Origin of the sequence: Psychrobacter cryohalolentis K5 (genome assembly GCF_000013905.1) — a bacterium.
GTDB lineage: Bacteria > Pseudomonadota > Gammaproteobacteria > Pseudomonadales > Moraxellaceae > Psychrobacter > Psychrobacter cryohalolentis.
The window spans coordinates 974,168-993,972 of the sequence record NC_007969.1 but is presented as its reverse complement, the minus strand read 5'-3'; the positions used below and the strand labels follow the sequence as shown (position 1 = coordinate 993,972).

Annotated in this window: 16 protein-coding genes; 9 read left to right on the top strand and 7 right to left on the bottom strand. The window is 43.6% G+C overall.

The features are described 5' to 3' along the window. Nucleotides 1-177: 177 nt before the first annotated feature. The 3 genes from PCRYO_RS04350 to PCRYO_RS04340 form a co-directional block, all read right to left on the bottom strand. Nucleotides 178-969: an SDR family NAD(P)-dependent oxidoreductase gene (locus PCRYO_RS04350; protein ID WP_011513185.1), complete on the bottom strand. Its 792-nt coding sequence runs from the start codon at nucleotides 967-969 to the stop codon at nucleotides 178-180. An 87-nt stretch (nucleotides 970-1,056) separates the two neighbouring features. After that, a complete protein-coding gene (locus tag PCRYO_RS04345) occupies nucleotides 1,057-2,778 on the bottom strand; it encodes an AMP-binding protein (protein WP_011513184.1) in 1,722 nt (573 codons plus the stop codon). Between the two features lie 202 nt (nucleotides 2,779-2,980). Beyond that, nucleotides 2,981-4,108 carry a DNA topoisomerase IB gene (locus PCRYO_RS04340; RefSeq protein WP_011513183.1) on the bottom strand — a complete coding sequence of 376 codons (1,128 nt, stop codon included), beginning with the start codon at nucleotides 4,106-4,108 and terminating at the stop codon, nucleotides 2,981-2,983. A gap of 174 nt (nucleotides 4,109-4,282) precedes the next feature. Between PCRYO_RS04340 and PCRYO_RS04335 the strand changes: the two genes are divergently transcribed. Next, a complete protein-coding gene (locus PCRYO_RS04335) occupies nucleotides 4,283-4,759 on the top strand; it encodes a GNAT family N-acetyltransferase (protein WP_011513182.1) in 477 nt (158 codons plus the stop codon). A 113-nt stretch (nucleotides 4,760-4,872) separates the two neighbouring features. On the opposite strand, the gene PCRYO_RS04330 is transcribed toward PCRYO_RS04335, so the two are convergent. The 4 genes from PCRYO_RS04330 to PCRYO_RS04315 form a co-directional block, all read right to left on the bottom strand. Next, the gene (locus PCRYO_RS04330) at nucleotides 4,873-5,157 is read right to left on the bottom strand and encodes a pyrimidine/purine nucleoside phosphorylase (RefSeq protein ID WP_011513181.1); all 285 of its coding nucleotides are present in this window, start codon (nucleotides 5,155-5,157) and stop codon (nucleotides 4,873-4,875) included. Nucleotides 5,158-5,226: 69 nt separating this feature from the next. Further along, a protein-coding gene (prfB, locus tag PCRYO_RS04325) for a peptide chain release factor 2 (protein ID WP_105575693.1) occupies nucleotides 5,227-6,322 on the bottom strand; the annotation gives its coding sequence in 2 pieces (ribosomal slippage) (nucleotides 5,227-6,249 and nucleotides 6,251-6,322; 1,095 coding nt in all). 94 nt (nucleotides 6,323-6,416) lie between these two features. After that, the gene (locus tag PCRYO_RS04320) at nucleotides 6,417-7,124 is read right to left on the bottom strand and encodes an HAD family hydrolase (RefSeq protein ID WP_011513179.1); all 708 of its coding nucleotides are present in this window, start codon (nucleotides 7,122-7,124) and stop codon (nucleotides 6,417-6,419) included. An 86-nt stretch (nucleotides 7,125-7,210) separates the two neighbouring features. After that, entirely contained in the window at nucleotides 7,211-7,747 is a 537-nt protein-coding gene (locus PCRYO_RS04315; RefSeq protein ID WP_011513178.1) for a gamma carbonic anhydrase family protein, read from the bottom strand. 174 nt (nucleotides 7,748-7,921) lie between these two features. Here PCRYO_RS04315 and PCRYO_RS04310 point away from each other — a divergent pair, with 174 nt between their 5' ends. From PCRYO_RS04310 to PCRYO_RS04275, 8 genes are all read left to right on the top strand, one after another. Next, nucleotides 7,922-8,491, top strand: coding sequence for a phosphatase PAP2 family protein (locus PCRYO_RS04310; RefSeq protein WP_011513177.1), 570 nt, complete (start codon nucleotides 7,922-7,924; stop codon nucleotides 8,489-8,491). A 401-nt stretch (nucleotides 8,492-8,892) separates the two neighbouring features. After that, nucleotides 8,893-10,125 (top strand): glutamine-hydrolyzing carbamoyl-phosphate synthase small subunit, encoded by a 1,233-nt coding sequence (gene carA / locus PCRYO_RS04305; protein ID WP_011513176.1) that lies wholly within the window; start codon nucleotides 8,893-8,895, stop codon nucleotides 10,123-10,125. A gap of 144 nt (nucleotides 10,126-10,269) precedes the next feature. Then, on the top strand, nucleotides 10,270-13,524 hold the full coding sequence (carB, locus tag PCRYO_RS04300; protein WP_041753409.1) for a carbamoyl-phosphate synthase large subunit: 3,255 nt from the start codon (nucleotides 10,270-10,272) through the stop codon (nucleotides 13,522-13,524). A gap of 351 nt (nucleotides 13,525-13,875) precedes the next feature. Further along, nucleotides 13,876-14,352 carry a transcription elongation factor GreA gene (greA, locus tag PCRYO_RS04295; RefSeq protein WP_011513174.1) on the top strand — a complete coding sequence of 159 codons (477 nt, stop codon included), beginning with the start codon at nucleotides 13,876-13,878 and terminating at the stop codon, nucleotides 14,350-14,352. A gap of 387 nt (nucleotides 14,353-14,739) precedes the next feature. After that, nucleotides 14,740-15,684 (top strand): hypothetical protein, encoded by a 945-nt coding sequence (locus PCRYO_RS04290; protein WP_011513173.1) that lies wholly within the window; start codon nucleotides 14,740-14,742, stop codon nucleotides 15,682-15,684. Nucleotides 15,685-16,100: 416 nt separating this feature from the next. Further along, nucleotides 16,101-17,369 carry a putative DNA modification/repair radical SAM protein gene (locus PCRYO_RS04285; RefSeq protein ID WP_011513172.1) on the top strand — a complete coding sequence of 423 codons (1,269 nt, stop codon included), beginning with the start codon at nucleotides 16,101-16,103 and terminating at the stop codon, nucleotides 17,367-17,369. A gap of 55 nt (nucleotides 17,370-17,424) precedes the next feature. Next, nucleotides 17,425-18,309, top strand: a complete 885-nt coding sequence (locus tag PCRYO_RS04280) for a TIGR03915 family putative DNA repair protein (protein WP_011513171.1) — start codon at nucleotides 17,425-17,427, stop codon at nucleotides 18,307-18,309. 152 nt (nucleotides 18,310-18,461) lie between these two features. After that, complete coding sequence (locus PCRYO_RS04275; protein ID WP_011513170.1) at nucleotides 18,462-19,760, top strand: glycosyltransferase; 1,299 nt, start codon at nucleotides 18,462-18,464, stop codon at nucleotides 19,758-19,760. Nucleotides 19,761-19,805: the final 45 nt, after the last annotated feature.

The window sequence follows — 19,805 nt, the reverse complement described above, 5'->3', positions numbered from 1 at the left end:
TAAATAACCAATGTGAATATTTACTATTTATATTGAAAAAAGACATAGTTTTTGCTTCTTAAGGGTAAGCGCTCATTGATAAAACCATCTTTTATAAGATAGCAAAATACTATGCCAAGTTTGTGCAAGCTTTATGAATTAAGGGTAAATTTGCTGCAATCAAAATCTAAAATCACCTTACACCATACGAATTGCGCCATCTAGGCGAATCACTTCACCATTTAGGTAGGCATTATCAATAATGTGCGTGACCAATTTAGCAAACTCATTTGGATTGCCTAAACGCTTTGGATAAGGAACACCGGCCTCTAGCTGTTCGCGCGCTTTTTCAGGGATAGTATCCATCATCGGTGTGGCAAAAACACCAGGTGCGATGGTCATAACGCGAATACCATGACGCGCCAGCTCACGCGCTAGCGGCAAGGTCAGACCAACGACGCCAGCTTTAGACGATGAATAGCTTGCTTGCCCTACTTGCCCATCAAAAGCCGCGATAGAAGCCGTATTAATAATGACGCCATTATCAGCGTTCTTCTCTACGGAGCTGTCTGCGTTATTGGCATTGGCTACACGCTTCGCAATACTCGCTGCGACCAAACGCGCGACATTAAAGGAACCAACAAGATTAATATTGACGCCGCGACTAAAAGCATCGAGATTTGCTGGGTTATTATCACGGTCCAGCAGCTTTTGCACAACGGCAATACCTGCACAGTTGATAGAACCTTGTAAGCCGCCAAATTCTTTTTCAGCCATATCCACAGCCGCTTGTACCTCATCGCCACTGGTCACATCACAGCGTACAAAACGAGCATGGTCACCCAATTCATCAACCAGTGCTTGCCCCATCGACTCATTAAGATCAGCGATGACAACCTTGCCGCCTTGAGCCACGATAGCACGCACTACCGACTCACCCAGACCTGACGCACCGCCCGTGACCAAAAAGCTGTGTTGTTCAATTTGCATAATTTTTCCTTTAATTGATATTTTCACTGTTATTTTTATCAGTTATCGATTTTTATCTTAACCTGACGATATGAATGTATTGCTTTATTAAGCCGCAGATAAACTGCGCAGCAAAAAGCGCTGAATTTTACCACTTGGGGTTTTTGGTAACTCTTTCACAAACTCAACCTCACGTGGATAAGCATGAGTTGATAGACGCCTGCGTACCAAGTCTTGAATCTCTTTAGCAATCTCGTCTGTGCCTTTGATACCATCTTTTAGCACCACATAAGACTTAATGGTATGACCACGCACTTCGTCTGGCACCCCAACTGCCGCTGACTCTGCGACTGCCTCATGCTCAAGCACTGTGTTTTCAACATCGGTTGGTCCAACGCGGTAACCTGCTGTAATGATAATGTCGTCATCACGCCCTGAAAACCAATAGCTGCCATCACTATGACGCTCAACCACGTCACCTGTTAAATAATAGTCATCAGCGAAGGCATCTTTTTCATTCCAGCTATAGCCGCGGAAATAAAACGCGGACGATTGACTGACCACTACGGCAAGCTGTCCTTGCTCGCCATCAGGTAATATATTCATATCATCATCTAACACCACCAATGTGTGCCCCGGTAGCGCCATGCCCATCGAGCCTACTGGACAGTCATGTGCCAATGCATGGTGCTCACAGCAGGTCATTCCTGTCTCGGTCTGTCCGTACTGATCACAAACCTTGCAGTTTAAGTAGGTCTCAACCCAATTGACCACTTCGGTATTTAAGGTCTCGCCTGCTGAATTGGCACAGCGCAGTGATAATTTAGCCGCTGCGTCATTGTGAGCAGCTTCAAATACGCCACTCGATTTCATCATACGAAATGCAGTCGGTGAAGACGCCAAATTGCTAATTTTATGGCGTACCATAAAGTCGCGGGTATTGGCAGCATCGAAGCCCGCTTCATTAAAATAGGTAGTAATACCTAATAATAATGGCCCAGTAATCGCATAATATAACCCATACGCCCAGCCTGGATCTGCCATATTCCAGTAGTTGTCATCCGCGCGCAGGTCAATTGCATAACGCATGTACAGATAAAAAGCCGAAAGTGCGCTTAGTGGCACACTAACGCCTTTTGACTTACCAACCGTACCCGAGGTAAACATCTGTAAAAATGGTGCATCGGTATTTAGTAACACTGATTCTATAGTTTGTGGCTGCTTTGATATCTTGTCAGCATAGTTATCATCACCCCAGCTTTGCGCATCTACCTTGCTACCAACCAACACCATTTTGGTTTGCTTCGCCAAGTCGTCAAACTTGCCACGATTGTCTTGATTGGTAAAAACAACTTTAGTATTAGCTTTGTCCATTCGATACTTAATCGAATCATAACCAAAGGCGGTAAACAGCGGTTGATAGACTGCGCCAATCCGCCAAGTGGCTAATACAATGGTGAGTAACTCAGGGGTACGCGGTAGCATAGTTGCCACTTGGTCACCCGCTTGCACGCCATAAGAAAGTAGTAAACTGGCAACCTGTGCACTTGCTTTATCAAGCTCAGCAAAGCTCATACGCGTGACATTGCCAGCCGTATCTTCATGAACTAGCGCAATATTATCACCGCGACCGTCACGTACATGACGTCCACAGCACGCCATATAGGCGTTTAAACGATCATCTACATTTTCACCAAATATCTCTGTCAGTAATGCGTTCATATCAAAATTATTATAATAGTCACTATAACTCGTTAGCGCCTGTGAGGTATTTACAGCATGATTTGAAGGGGTGTTTAAAGAGGTAGTACTTGAAGGAGAGGTATTCATAAGCTAATCCTTTAGCAATCGAGAATCACTGACAAAATCAGAGAGTTAGAAATAATAGAATAAATCGTAAAACAGCTATATTTGATCAACCATTTAAACATCTTAAATGGCACATGCTCTATTAGTAACGTATTTTTATACTTATTTCAATACATAACGTATCATTTTTATTATTCCCTAAAAACAGTTACTTAGTAATGGTTTACTGTCGCGCGCTCAAAAACCCAAGTAACGCCTTCTCTTCACAGCTTTGATGCCGTTTGGTACGTCCACGGCGCGCTTGTTTATAAGGCTCAAAAAACTCCCCTGCTAAAAACTGCTGGATAATAATAGGATTGATATAAGAGGATCGACAGACCGTTGGGGTATTGCCGAGCTCATCGGCGACGCTTTTTACCATATCAGTCACCAGTTGCTGACGCTCTTTACTATCGAGCGCACTGGCTAAAATCAATTTACCAGATTTGGTTTGCAGCTCATCATAAAGGTAGCTTGCTGCCAATACACTTGCCATCCAAGTACGAAAGTCTTTTGCACTGTATAAATTGCCGCTATAACTTTCACACTCATTACCACAGGTATGCGTACGCAGATAATCATTGATATCAGCGCTATCAACGACTTGCTTATTGCCCTCTTCATCTAAGTATTTGAATACTTGATAACCGGGCAGCTCAGAGCACGCTTGGATGATGTCAATCAAACGCTCATCTTGCAATTCTATATGATGCTCTTTGGCACTTTTACCGACAAAGTCAAATGCCAGTCCAGTATCCGTTTCGCTGACATGCTTACTGCGTAACGTGCTTAAACCATAACTTTTATTGAGCTTGGCGTAACGACTATTACCGATACGAATCAAAGTGGTCTCAAGTAATTTGACCACTGCTGCCAACACATTGTCACGTGATAAGGGTTTGGCTTCTAAATCTTTTTCAACTTGCGCACGCAGATTGGGCAATGCTTCAGCAAAACCTATCATGGCATTAAACTTGGCTTGGTCACGTACCCGATCCCACTCTGAATGATATAAATACTGCTTACGCGCTTTATCATCTCGACCTGTCGATTGTAGATGTCCTTTATCATCTTGGCATATCCAAACTTCTGACCACATCGGCGGTATGACTAAAGCATCAAAGCGCTGACGCAAGGCTTTATCTTTGACCGTTTTGCCAGTGGCATCTCGATAAGTAAAGCCACGCCCAGAACGCCGACGCCCATATCCAGGATCGGTATCGCTGACATAACGTAAGTTTGCGAGGCTCGCCAAGTGCTCATAATCATGGCGCACATCTTGTATATTGGTTGGTTGATTTGACTTCGCCATAAAAAATACTCATTTACTAATATCGTTGTTTTAGCATAATCAACCGCCATTATCATTGCTGTGTACTTGCCATGGACAATGTGTAATGCTGTGTAAAATAAAACCGATAAATGGCTTGTAGATTTTGGGCGCTACGGCATAATTTAAGACAAACTGACTAAAGACACCATTAATATGACAAACGCCACTCCTATAAACCCAACTAATGGCTCTTTAAAAATAATGCCATTATCTCAAAGTGATTACGATGCTTGGTTAAGCCTATGGCAAAGCTATCTGACGTTTTATGAGAGCAGCTTGCCATTAGAAACGACGAATGCAACGTGGCACAGTTTGCTCGATAGTAATGTGTCGATTTATGGTTTTGGTGCTTGGCAAGACGACAAGTTGGTAGGTATCACGCATGTGGTGCTACACCCCAATACTTGGAATAGCACTGAATGCTGCTACTTAGAGGATTTATACGTGAATCAATCTGTACGAGGGCAAGGCGTAGGACGTGCATTGATTGAACAGGTTTATGAGTTTGCACGCCAGCAAAACTGCAACCGCGTTTATTGGACAACCCAAGAGGGAAACACCACAGCGCGCAAACTCTATGACACAATCGCCACTCAAACAGATATGGTGCAATACCGTAAGAACTTATAGATTGTATTAGCTTGTTTTATTGTTTGAAATTAGTCGGAAAATAAAGTACTCATAAAAAAACGCCAAGCATTAACTTGGCGTTTTTTTGACGACTGTACTCATATGGGAAATGGCTATTTACCGTAAGTACATAAATAAGCAGACTCAACTTCCACTTTTACTTGAAACTTCTGATTGGCTTCAATGGTAAATTGCTCGCCAGCATTAAAGGTTTGCCACTCATCACTTTCTGGCAATTTGACCGTCAATGCACCACTGACTACGCTCATGGTTTCAAATTCGCTGGTACCAAACTCGTACTCGCCAATTTCCATCACGCCAACTGTTGCAGGCTTAGTTGCCGTTTGAAAGGCAATAGAAGTCACTTTGTTTTCAAAATAATTATTAACGCTTGGCATAATTTTCCTTAATTAAGTGTTGGTTGATATTTTAAATCTGTCTTTATATTCTATTTTTACAGTCCAGCTTTATAGACCCGCTTTTAGGCTCGCTTCGATAAATTGATCGAGATCGCCATCGAGTACCGCACCGGTGTTAAAGGTTTCGACGCCAGTACGCAAGTCTTTGATACGAGAGTCATCAAGCACGTAAGAGCGGATTTGACTGCCCCAACCGACGTCGGACTTGCCATCTTCAACCGCTTGCTGGGATTCCATACGCTTTTGCATCTCTAGCTCATAGAGCTTAGCACGTAGCATTTTCATCGCCGTCGCTTTATTACCATGCTGGCTACGCTCGTTCTGACAAGTGACCACTACGCCACTTGGCTCGTGGGTGATACGTACCGCAGAATCGGTGGTGTTTACGTGCTGACCACCTGCGCCAGAAGAGCGATAGGTATCGATACGCAAATCTGCTGGATTGATATCAATTTCGATATTATCATCAATTTCAGGCGACACAAAAACGGCGGCAAATGAGGTATGACGACCGTTATTGCTATCAAATGGTGACTTACGCACTAAGCGATGGACGCCGATTTCGGTACGTAACCAACCAAAGGCATAGTTCCCTTTAATCTCAATCGTGGCCGACTTGATACCAGCGACACTACCTGATGATACTTCAATCACTTCAACTTTAAAGCCATGCGCTTCCGCCCAGCGCGTATACATACGCAGTAGCATTTCTGCCCAATCTTGCGCCTCTGTACCTCCACTACCTGACTGGATGTCCAAGTAGCAATTATTTGGGTCCATCTCACCGCTAAACATCCGGCGAAACTCTAAATCGGCAACGCGCTTTTCAGCGTTGTCTAATTCGGCTTGCACATCCGCCAGCAAGGATTCATCCTCTGCTTCTACCGCCAGCTCCAGCATGGCAGATGCATCTTCCAATGTAGTTTCAAGCGACACCACCACATCAATCACACCATCAAGCTGACTTTTTTCTTTATTAATCTTGGTCGCACGTTCTGGATCATTCCATAGCTCGGGGTTTTCTAACTCTAAATTGACTTCTTCTAAGCGTTCTTGCTTACCATCGAAGTCAAAGATACCTCCGCAAGTCCTGCCCACGCTCAGATAAGTCTTTAATTCGTTCTTGATACGGATTGATTTCCATAAAGGTTCCTATATATTTTAAAAGATACGATAGCGCTATTTTAAATGAGATTCAGGTGAAATGTTTGGCTAATTTTAGCCGCTATTTTCATCTTTTAAATTGACCAATCCTCAACCGCCCAGCGGTGTGCCAACGCATGGGCATGTAGCGCATCATCGGGCGACACACAAATAGCCACATCCGCCCATTCAAGCAGCGGAAGATCATTTTTGGAGTCAGAGTAGGCATAAGTCTTGTCAAAATGAATGCCAGCCAGTTGCTGTTTGCCAATCCATTTATCCAAATGATAAATTTTACCTTCTTTAAAGTTTGGCTTATCGGTCAATTTACCCGTATAGCGCTCATCTTTTATCTCAAGAGGCGTTGAGAGCACATTGCCGTCTTCAATCCCAAAACGCTTAGCAATCGCCGAAACGACAAAGTCATTGGTCGCCGAAATAATCACCACATCGTGACCTGCTTCAACATGCTGACACAGTACTTCCATCGCTTTTGGGCGGATATGCGGCTCGATTTCACTTTTAATATAGTCTTCTCGCAACTCATGCAACCTATCCATTGATAAGCTACTTAAAAACTGTGCCACAAATTCATTATATTCCGTCGCATCAAGCGTACCTTCGATATAATCATTATAAAATTTCTGGTTGGCAGTGCGATACTCGGCTTCGTCGACAAGATTATGCTTGACGATATATTCGCCCCATAAGTAGTCGCTATCGACATCGAGCAAAGTATGGTCTAAATCAAATAGCGCTAAGGTGCGTGAGACAGTCTGGCTGACAATGCTTGGCGTGCTCATAATAAAAGACTCATTAATGACAATTGGTAATAATTAATAGTAATCGGTCGTTAGTAACTGTTGATTAGTGATTGTTCATTAGCAACTTATTCTGGTTGCTCAATCTCTCTAAGACCCGTTTTAAACTTCTGACAACGATCGCTATAATGTAGCGCTGACAGTTTCATCATGACTGCCTGTTCATCAGTCAAAGTTTTGACCACTGTTGCAGGAGCGCCCACAACGAGAGAATTATCTGGTATCTCTTTGCCTTCGGTGACCAAGGCTTTGGCACCGATAATACAGTTTTTGCCGATTTTGGCATTATTCAAGATGACTGCGCCAATGCCGATCAAGCTATTATCACCGATTTCGCAGCCATGCAGCATCGCTAAATGACCAATGGTGACATGATTACCGATTTTTACCTCGATACCAGCATCAGTATGAATAACACTGTTTTCTTGCACGTTAGTATAGTCACCGATATGGATGCGTTCATTGTCGCCACGAATCACTGCGCCAAACCAGACGCTTGACTGATGACCCAAATACACGTCGCCTATCACGCGTGCTGAGTCTGCAACCCAACCATTAAAGGGTACAGCGAATGTAGGCACTTTGTCTAAATATTGATAAATCATACTCTATCCTTGATAGGTTTTATTCAGTTGTTATTATTAATAAATGTAGCTGAGACAGATATCGGCTATAAAACTGACCTGTAAATATGTGAGCGCTGAATTTAGGAGCAAGCAGTTGTAGTATAATGCGGTTTTCCTTCATCTGCTCTATAAACCCTCTTTAGGATTGCCGCAATGATCAGCAAAAACGCTTCCGCTATCATTTTATTACCCAGTAGTTTTTTATTATCGAGCAGCTTGCTTGTCGCTATGCCAGCTCACGCCAGTAGTAGCGATAATATCGACAAGGCGGGTGACATTCTATCTTTCGCTATACCAGCAGTTGCTTACGGTAGCACTTATTATATGGATGATAAAGAGGGACGAGAGCAATTTTATTATTCATTTGCAACCAATGTTGCAGCCACTTATGCCCTAAAATCTGTGATTAGTAAAGAGCGCCCAGATGGCAGCGATGATGATTCTTATCCATCTGGTCATACCTCAAGAGCCTTTCAGGGAGCCAGCTTTATTCATAAACGCTATGGACTAAAATATAGTGTTCCTGCCTATATTGGCGCAGGTTTTGTGGCTTATAGCCGCATTGAAGCCGATGAGCATGACGCTGTCGATGTATTGGCAGGCGCTGCCTTAGGTATGGCGAGCAGTATGTATCTGACGAAAAGCTATCAAGATGATCAGCTGCATATCGCCACCAACTTATCGCCAGATTATTATGGCTTATCAGTACATTATAACTTTTGATCAATAAATCCTAGTCTTCATACCTATTTATATCACCTCCTAGTCACTACCTATAGCCACATCTACTATGGCTGCTCATGATTGAAAGGTTAAATAAGAAACATCTTAAATTTATTAGTCAAGCATCAGCTTAAGATGCTAGCCCTTAGTGCAAAACTCTAGTATAATGCGCAAAATCTGTGCCAAAGCGAGCGGACATGATGTAAGTTACTTATTCACCACCTAGTGAATCCTGTACCTTTTCATCTATGATGTCTTCTCGCTTTTTTGTGGAAAAATTTTGGCGCTGTCTCTTTTATTATGGTTATTTAGCCGCAGTTAAATAGCAATAATCAAAAAAGCAGCGCTTTATTTTAACCAAAAAACAGCACAGCACTCACTAATAACAGCGGAGGCAACCCTTGAATTCATCGGCAGAAATACAAGCAATTTTGGCACTAGCAGACGGTACGATTTTTCGCGGTTTGAGTATCGGTAGTCTTGGTCATCGTGTCGGTGAGGTGGTATTTAATACAGCCATGACAGGGTACCAAGAAATCCTAACTGACCCAAGTTACGCGCGCCAACTGGTCACGCTTACCTATCCGCATATCGGCAATACTGGCACCAACGCTGAAGATGTTGAGTCTGGTAATGGTCATCAAGTGTGGGCTGAAGGTCTTATCATCCGCGATGCAACCATGGTGACCTCAAACTTCCGCAACTCAGAGTCACTGAGTGATTATTTACAGAGCCATAATACCGTCGCTATTGCTGATATTGATACCCGTCAACTGACCCGCCTACTACGTGATAAAGGCGCGCAAAACGGCTGTATCATGACGGCTTCTAACGGCGCAACGATTAGCAGCGAAGATGAACAGCAAGCGATTAAATTGGCACAAGAATTTGCTGGTATCGAAGGTATGGACTTAGCAAAAGAATGCTGTACACCGACGACATTTGAATGGACCGCTGGTAGCTGGGATTTATCAGACACTTTACTTAACCGCGATGTAGCTGGTAGCCATGATAGCGGTACAGGCGGCTTCTTTAAGCACTTGGGTACGCACGTCGAAGCAAAATATAACGTCGTTGCCTATGACTTTGGTAGCAAAACCAATATCCTACGTATGCTCGTTGACCGCGGTTGTCATGTCACTGTCGTGCCAGCACAAACGCCTATCGCAGATGTCCTCGCGATGAATCCAGATGGTATCTTCTTATCAAATGGCCCTGGCGATCCAGCTGCCTGTGATTACGCTATCGATGCGGTACGTCATATCATTGAACAAACTGACATTCCAACCTTTGGTATCTGCTTAGGTCATCAGCTGATTGGTCTTGCCAGCGGTGCAAAAACCATCAAAATGAAAACTGGTCATCACGGTGCCAACCATCCGGTACAAGACTTGGCAACTGGCACGGTTATGATTACCAGTCAAAACCATGGTTTTGCGGTTGATGAAGACACGCTGCCTGCCAATGTTAAATCGACCCATCGCTCATTATTTGACGGTACCAACCAAGGGATTGAGCTGACCAATAAGCCAGTCTTTAGTTTCCAAGGTCACCCAGAAGCCAGCCCTGGCCCGCATGATGCTGCGCCACTGTTCGATAAATTTGCCGATATGATGGCAGCAGCGAAAGCTTAATCCCTAGCCATAAATAATAAGTATAAAGCTTGAAGCACAGATGGTGATTCAAGCTACACCATGCCAGACACGATAAGCGTTATTGAACATATCGTTAAAATGCAGATTACTCAAAATATCACTCAAACGAAGGTAGCCCTAACTATGCCAAAACGTACCGACATAAAAAGCATTCTTATCATTGGCGCAGGCCCTATCGTCATCGGCCAAGCATGTGAGTTTGACTACTCAGGCGCGCAGGCGTGTAAAGCGCTAAAAGAAGAAGGCTACCGCGTCATCTTGGTCAACTCAAACCCTGCGACTATTATGACTGACCCAACCATGGCGGATGCGACCTATATCGAGCCGATTACTTGGCAGACGGTTGAGCAAATCATTGCCAAAGAACGCCCTGACGCTATCTTGCCAACCATGGGTGGTCAGACCGCTCTAAACTGTGCCTTAGAGTTAGACAAGCACGGCGTATTAACCAAATATAACTGCGAATTGATTGGGGCAACCAAAGATTCAATAGAGATGGCAGAAGACCGCAACTTGTTCGATAAAGCCATGAAGCGCATCGGCCTTGAGTGCCCACGCGCTGAAACTGCCGAAACCATGGAAGAAGCGTTTGCGACCCAAGAAAAAATGGGCTATCCGTGTATCATTCGCCCTTCATTTACCATGGGCGGTTCAGGTGGCGGTATCGCCTATAACCGCGATGAGTTTATCGAGATTTGCGAGCGCGGCTTTGACTTGTCGCCAAACCATCAATTGCTTATCGATGAGTCACTCATCGGTTGGAAAGAGTATGAGATGGAAGTGGTTCGTGACAAAAACGACAACTGCATCATCATTTGTGCCATTGAAAACTTTGACCCAATGGGTGTGCACACAGGCGACTCTATCACGGTTGCCCCTGCGCAGACTTTGACGGACAAAGAATATCAAATCATGCGTAATGCTTCATTAGCAGTACTGCGTGAGATTGGTGTGGAAACGGGCGGCTCAAACGTGCAATTCGGTATCAACCCTGAAACGGGTCGTATGGTCGTCATCGAGATGAACCCACGTGTATCACGTTCATCAGCATTGGCCTCAAAAGCCACGGGCTTCCCGATTGCAAAAATTGCGGCAAAATTAGCAATTGGCTATACCTTAGATGAATTGCAAAATGACATCACGGGCGGCAAAACCCCAGCCAGCTTTGAGCCTGCGCTTGATTATGTCGTCACTAAGATTCCTCGTTTTAACTTTGAGAAATTCCCACAAGCCGATAATGTATTATCAACGCAAATGAAGTCAGTTGGTGAAGTCATGGCGATTGGTCGTAACTTCCAAGAGTCGATGCAAAAAGCATTACGCGGCATGGAAACTGGCAATGATGGTTTTGATGAGCAAATTGACTTATCAAAAGTAAGTATTGAAAAAGCGCGTAGCGAAATCACCAATCGCTTAACCATTCCAACGCCTGAGCGCATTTATTATATTGCGGATGCTTTCCGTATTGGCATGAGCGTCGATGACGTTTTCAAACTAACCAAAATCGACCCATGGTTCTTGGTACAAATCGAAGATATCGTAAAAACCGAAGCACAAGTTAAAGCGTTAGGTTTTGGCGGCTTAACTGAGCATAATTTACGTGGCTTTAAGCGTAAAGGCTTATCAGATTTGCGTCTTGCTAAGTTGCTTGGCGTCTCACAAAAGCAGCTACGTACCAAACGTTGGGACTTAAATGTCTATCCAGTTTATAAGCGTGTCGATACTTGTGCAGCAGAGTTTGCTACCAGCACCGCTTATATGTACTCAACATACGATAGCGAATGTGAAGCCAATCCTACCGATAATAAGAAAATCATGGTTATCGGCGGTGGTCCTAACCGTATCGGTCAAGGTATCGAGTTTGACTATTGCTGCGTACACGCGGCGCTTGCCATGCGCGAAGACGGCTACGAGACCATCATGGTCAACTGTAACCCTGAAACCGTTTCTACCGATTATGACACCTCTGACCGTCTCTACTTTGAGCCAATCACATTAGAAGACGTGTTAGAAATCGTCCGTATCGAAAATCCTGATGGCGTGATTGTACAGTTTGGTGGTCAAACACCATTGAAGCTCGCCCGCGCACTTGAAGCCGCTGGCGTCAAAATTATTGGTACGAGCCCAGATGCCATTGACCGCGCTGAAGATCGTGAACGCTTCCAGCATATGATTCAGCAGTTGAATCTTGTGCAACCAACCAATGCCTTGGCGACTAGCTTAGAAGACGGTTTGGTCAAAGCAAAAGATGTTGGCTATCCATTGGTTGTACGTCCATCCTATGTACTCGGTGGTCGCGCGATGGAAATCGTTTATAACGAAGATGAGCTCAGACATTATCTGCGCACTGCGGTACAAGCATCAAATGAAGCGCCGGTATTGTTAGATCGTTTCTTAGACGATGCGATCGAAGTCGATGTTGACTGTGTTAGCGACGGTACAGATGTGGTGATTGGCGGTATCATGCAGCATATCGAACAAGCGGGTGTCCACTCTGGTGACTCAGCATGCTCATTGCCGCCTTACTCGTTGTCTGATGAGCTGTGCGATGTGATGCGCGCACAAACCGTCGCCATGGCAAAAGAGCTTGGTGTTGTCGGCTTAATGAACGTCCAGTTTGCGGTAAAAGGTGAAACGGTTTACATCTTAGAAGTCAATCCACGTGCCGCGCGCACCGTACCGTTTGTCTCTAAGTGTATCGGCACTTCTTTAGCACAAATCGCAGCACGCTGTATGGCTGGCACGTCACTAAAAGACCAAGGCTTTACGAAAGAAATCGTTCCTGCATTTTTCGCAGTCAAAGAAGCGGTTTTCCCGTTTGCTAAATTCCCTGGTGTTGACCCAATCTTGAGCCCTGAGATGAAATCGACTGGCGAAGTGATGGGCGTTGGTAAAACCTTTGGCGAAGCATTCTACAAAGCGGTTATCGGTAGTAACGAGCGTCTGCCAGGTTTACCAACTGAAGGCGAAACCAAAACAGTCTTTATCTCGGTACGTGATAGCGATAAAGCGCAAATTGCCCCTATCGCACGTCAACTGACTGACTTTGGCTTTAACATTGTAGCGACTACTGGTACGCAAAAAGTACTAAGCGACAATGGTATTGAATGCAAGCAAATTAACAAAGTCACCGAAGGTCGCCCACATATCGTTGATGCCTTGAAAAACGGCAAAATCGATATTATTATTAACACGACTGAAGGCAAGCAGGCACAAGAGGATTCTTTCTCTATCCGTCGTAGCGCGCTACAAGGCAAAGTGTTCTACGTCACGACTTTGGGCGCAGCAGATGCTGTTTGTAAATCTTATGCGATTGACCTACCTTTTGAGGTGTATAAATTACAAGATTTACATGAGCAAGCAAAGTCTATTGTATAGCTCTATTGACTTGGCTGAATAATTTCAGTAGATTAAGCATAACCGTTAGGCTTGCCTAGGAGCTTATTTGAGCATAGTGTAGCGTTTAATACTGTAGACCATGCTTGAAATGAAATTTAAATGATAGACCTAAAAAGCATAGTGGCTAAACTGCGACTATGCTTTTTATTACGTAAGCTTAAACACCCAGATTATTGAATTGATATCAATGAATGATAGCGACCTGACTGGTTACGCTGTCTGCATCATTATTCTTTTTTTATTTTATACCCATTGCAACAACTCTGACACCATCTCACTATTCACTAAGAGTAGGAGATGGTGCCCGTGTTATTGGTTTAAGGAAAAAACATGCAACGTTATCCCATGACTCCGCAAGGACATGCGGCTTTAGAAGCCGAATTAAAACAGTTAAAAAGTATTGACCGTCCTCGCATCACCGCCTCTATTGCTGAAGCACGCGAACATGGTGATTTGAAAGAAAATGCTGAATATCATGCAGCGCGTGAACAGCAGGGATTTTGTGAAGCTCGTATCCGTGATATCGAAGCCAAACTTGGCGGTGCGCAAGTGATTGATCCTACGACGTTACCAAAAGATGGCCGTGTGATATTCGGCGTCAGCGTCGTTATTGAAAACATGGACACTGAAGAGGAAAAGCAGTACAAAATCGTTGGTGACGACGAAGCGGATTTCAAAGCCGGTAAAATCTCTGTTAACTCACCGATTGCGCGTGGTTTGATTGGTAAATCTGAGGGCGATGAAGCGCGTATTGAAACCCCAAAAGGTGTGGTTGAATACGAAATTATGAAAGTCATCTACGATTAATATAGTCGTCTTTTGTAGTAAATCAAATAGTAACTTTCTTAAAAAATTAGATAAAGTAAACCACACAAAAAGTCATCATTTATAGGATAGCAGTTACACAACGCTGCTTTTCTACCTAACTCGTTTTAGCGCATAATTCTTGAGTTGAGATTGCTAAGTGTATGCTTAGCAACTAATTAAAATAATCACGGATAAATCAATAGTTTGATAGGACGGTTTGACAGATAGCTTTTATCGTCTGGCTATTTACTACTATCATCAGTAATGCTGCCCCCGTTATTTGACCTCCCCTGCAGCGTCAATTAACGGGGGTTTTCTTATCTGGGCTTTCTTATTTAAGTGTTCTCTATTTTTGTGTTACTTATTATCATTTTAAAGGACTTTATTATGACCACCACTATTAATCGCTCATTCGTTGTGATGCAAAAAACAGCTACATTCACGGCAGTATCCGCACTGTTGGCAGGCACTGTTATGGCTATGTCTGCTGCCAATGCCGCCACTGAAGTGACCGTTCTACCTTCTACGGGCGTTAGTACCACCGTGGTCGAGCAGTATTCTGATGGTAAAACAGCTGTCATTACCGCTACGCCTAATAGCATTGGTATGCAAGATGGCATGCCGTTTGCTGTGACACAGGTTACCAATGTACCGCGCTACGTGGTTCGCCAAGTAGCCAGTAATGGTATTAGTAGTACTGTCGTCACTCAAGGTAGTGCGACTGTCACTAGCGTACCGGTGACCAACCAAATAACCAATCAAAGCAGCCGTGTTGATGTCATCGCAGTACCGACCAGTACTGTCACTCAAGTATTACCGACGACTCAAGTACTGCCTGTTACCACGGCAACTCAGCTGCCAGTCATAAATACGTCAGTAATCAATGCACCGGTGATCACTACCCCTGTGACAACAATTACCTCTATAGAAGCCTTACAGCTCAAACCAACCTTTAGTACGCCTGATGTGGTCAACGCGCAAACCAAAGTTATGAAAATCCTTAAAAATAGCGATGGACGTGAAGTTGCAGTACCGGCTAACCATATCGCGCCTGGTGATGTGATTGAGTATCATACCGTTTATACCAATACCACAGCACAACCAGTGACTGATATCAATGCCATGGTTTCTTTGCCAAATGGCGTCAGAATGGTGTCATTAAACAGTCCATTACCAACGCTTGCGACCACTGGTGGCGATAGCTATCAAACTATCCAACAAGTTGGCAATACAGTAGTGGTAAAAGAAAACTACTCAGGTCTTAAATGGAACTTGGTAAATCTTAGTCCTAAAGCTGCACAGACTGTCGTGATACGCGCTAAAGTTCAATAAATACGGCAGTGAAGTTATAGTATTAAAACTTAAGAAATACTAAAACTAATAAAAGGTCTTGTTTGCTAGGTATCTAGCCGGCAAGGCCTTTTTTGTGGCTATTCATAAACCATAGTAAAATACCTTAAAAACGCTACGGTACTGCTAGTATAAATTTTTTGCAGTCTCTGTCTGCCTAGGCACAGCAAGCAAGAAAGAAAGAAAGCAAAATTAATACTAACAGTACTCAATGTATCGATATTACTTTTCACTGACTATATTACTTCAAATTTAATCGCTTTTATAATCGTATAGTGCAGCTCCAGAATAGACGACAACAGTTGTCGTCTATCATTGATATTTTACTCATAAATACAATGACTTACCGATAATTTTGCTAAAATAGTCTTTCATTACTGACATGGTAAATACCGCTTATGGCAACCATCAATTATGAACGACTACAAGGTAAGCTCAATATTTTAGCGGACGCTGCTAAGTATGATGTCTCTTGCTCATCCTCCGCTGGTACGCGGAAAAACCAAGGCGGTGGCCTTGGCGATGCCTCAGCAACCGGTATTTGTCACAGCTATACCGAAGATGGTCGCTGCGTTAGCCTGCTGAAAATCCTGCTGACCAATCATTGCATATATGATTGCGCTTATTGCACCTCGCGTAAAAGCAATGACACCCCGCGCGCTGCTTTTAGTGTTGAAGAAGTGGTTGATTTAACTATGCAGTTTTACCGCCGTAACTATATCGAAGGGCTGTTTCTCAGCTCAGGTATTTTTAAAAGTGGCGATTATACGATGGAGCGATTGGTCGAGGTTGCAAAGATATTGCGTACCCGTGAGCGTTTTAATGGTTATATTCATCTAAAGACCATTCCCGGAGCTTCAAAAGAATTATTATTAGAAGCTGGATTATATGCTGACCGTTTAAGCGTCAATATCGAAATTCCGACTAAATCAGGATTGGCGTTACTGGCACCAGAAAAATCTCACGAACAATTAAAAGCACCGATGGAGACGGTCAAAGAAGAAATCATCACCATTCGTGAGAGCCGTAAAACGCATAAAAAAGCGCCGAAATTTGTGCCTGCAGGTCAGACTAGCCAGATGATTGTTGGCGCAAGTAACGAGACCGACTTGCAAGTGATTCAGCTATCGAGTCATTTTTATAAACACTATGATTTAAAACGAGTTTACTATTCTGGCTATGTGCCAATGCTATCTGACAGTCGCCTGCCAGCTATCGGTACGCCTGTGCCAATGATACGCGAAAACCGTCTCTATCAAGCGGATTGGCTGATGCGTTTTTATGGTTTTGGCGCGCACGAAATCGTTGAACCGGACTCGCCATTTTTAGATTTGGACTGCGACCCAAAGTTAGCATGGGCAATCCGCCACCGTGATCATTTTCCGGTCAATATCCAAACAGCAAGTTATGAGATGATTGTCCGTATTCCCGGTATCGGTACAAAAACGGCTAAAAAAATAGTCAAAGCCCGCAAGTTTAATCAGCTCACACTTTATCACTTGAAGAAAATGGGCGCGGCGGTCAATCGCGCCAAATACTTCATTGCAACTACTGGTAAAAACGAGCATCTCGCACACTTAACCTGTGACAACTTTCGTCAATATGTGCTGGCGCAAACGCAGACGAAATTTAAAGATCAACGCAGTGGACAGTTGGCTTTGTTTTAAATATCAAAATTATTGATAATTTAGCTACTATCATGAAGTTATCTTAGGACAAATAATGTCGCAATCACTGTCAGAACTTGTCAAAAACCAAAATTACCAGCTGGGTCAATTGACGCCCAGTATTGTACTTTATGAGCCAAGTTTTGAGGGGTGGCTCAGTGCAGTATTTTACGTCTATTCCAATCACTTACAGGACGATACATCGCTACAGCTTATTGCGCAGGACTGTTATGTGCCGTCATTATTCGCTCACGCCATTAGTGTAGAGACCAATGCCAACCATGCCGAACGAGTACTTACGAAGTTGAATCAACTCCTAGGTCGCTCGGGTATGCGCAATTTACTTTGGGGTTTTTTGTCAGAAAAAGACAATATAGGCACTACTCTATTTCAAGTAGTGAAATATGCTATTAACTACCCAAGTCGCCATATCATGGATGATTTGGGTAATCTCAATGTTTTAGAACTCGTGCAAACGGTCAAGTCTGTCGGTCGTGAAAAACACCGCATGGAAGCCTTTGTACGCTTTGAGCATACAGTTGAAGACATTTACTTTGCCCGTGTTGAGCCGGATTTTAATGTTTTGCCTTTAATCGGAGAGCATTTTCGTCAGCGTTATCAAGATCAGCATTGGGCAATTTATGATTTGGCGCGTGGCTATGGTATTTATTATAACAAAAGTCAAAGCACGCCCAAGCGCCCCGCAGCCCTGCAAACCATTACTGAGTTTGATGAGGCAGTACTGCGCAATCCTGCCAGCATTCATAGCGAAGATGAGCAACGTTATCAGCGTTTTTGGCAAGGCTATTTTACCAACGTCAATATCAAAGAGCGTAAAAATCCACGTTTGCACAAGCAATACTTACCGCAGCGCTATTGGAAATACTTGAGTGAAAAGCAAGTCCTGCCAAATGCGCAGCACCTCAAAAAACAGCGCTAATGTCTTGAATGCTTTCATTTATATTACCTGTATTTATTGAAGACAAATAATAGTCATCGTCCCATGCTATCTTTTTATCTTGGAGGTTGAGTTTTCAGCACTTTTCACTGACAATAGCAGCTTGATATCTTCTAATAGTGACCCACGCCATTATGAAAGTTATGCGTTTACTGTCGTCTTTGAAGCATGATGAATCCGAGCGCGGTATTTTTCATCTTGGGCGTGCTTTGGTTAAAAACGAGCATACCTCAATTATTATCTCTAGTGCTAATGAAGACAACGACTTGGTCAGACGCCTAAAGCGTGATGGCAACCATTATCACCAGTTATATATGAATAAAAAATCTTGGCTGTCCTTGTTACAGGTCGCGCCACTGCGCCGTCTGATTGAAAAATATGACCCTGATATCATCCATGTGCATTCGCGGACACCAGCATGGGTACTGCATTTAGCGCTGCGCCGTGCACGGGTAAAACGTCGACCAAAACTGGTATCGACCATGTATGGCTTCTATCCTATCAATAAATACTCACAAGCCTTGCTTGATGTTCACACCATTATTACTGTGTCTGATAGTGTGACTGATTACTTAAAAAAAGGGCTGCGTCGTGAGGAGCTGGATCCCAGAGTCATTAAACGTATCTACCGCGGTGTTGATACGCGTCGTTATCCTTATCGTCATAATCCATCAGTATATTGGCTACGTCATACTTTTGCTGAATACCCTGAGCTTGAGAATAAAAAATGGCTGGTATTTCCAACCATCATCGGTAAGGAATATGGCCAAGAATGGCTGATTGATATCTTGGGCAATCTTCAAGAGCAGTTCCCCAATATCCATGCCATTATTATGGATGATGATTATCGCGCGGGCGATGTCGCCCATGAAGATTTTCGTCAACGCAGCAATACTTTGGGACTAGCCGATCGTATCACTTATGTCGGCAGCAAACGTAATGATATGCGTGAGTGGTTGTCAGCGGCCAATGTCGTCATGGCACTTGCCAATCAGCCTGAATCTATCGGTATCAATGCCTTACAAGCCATTCATTTGGGTACGCCTGTCATTGGCTGGGATCAAGCGGCATTTAGTGAAATTCTGCGCCCACTCTATCCGCAAGGTTTGGTTAGAAAATACAATGCCAACGCACTGTGCAAAGCGGTGCGCAATCAGTTAGAAAGTGTGACTCGCCCTGAGATGACCAACAAATTTACCATGCGTGAGATGATTGATGAGACAATAGGCGTCTATAAAAATCTGCATGAGCAGGCATTAGCAGAAGAAAAAGCCGCAGCGGATGCTTTAGCCGTAAGAAGACACAAAAAAGTCTTTGGCGTGACTTCTGAGCCCATCGTTAATAAAAAAACAGCCAATAAAGTCAGGTTGGTCAAAGACAAACCCAACACATCTTATAGTACTAAAGTAACAGAAGAGCCAAACGATGCTTAATTGGCATCATTTCTAATTTGACTGCTTGCCTATCTATTATTAACT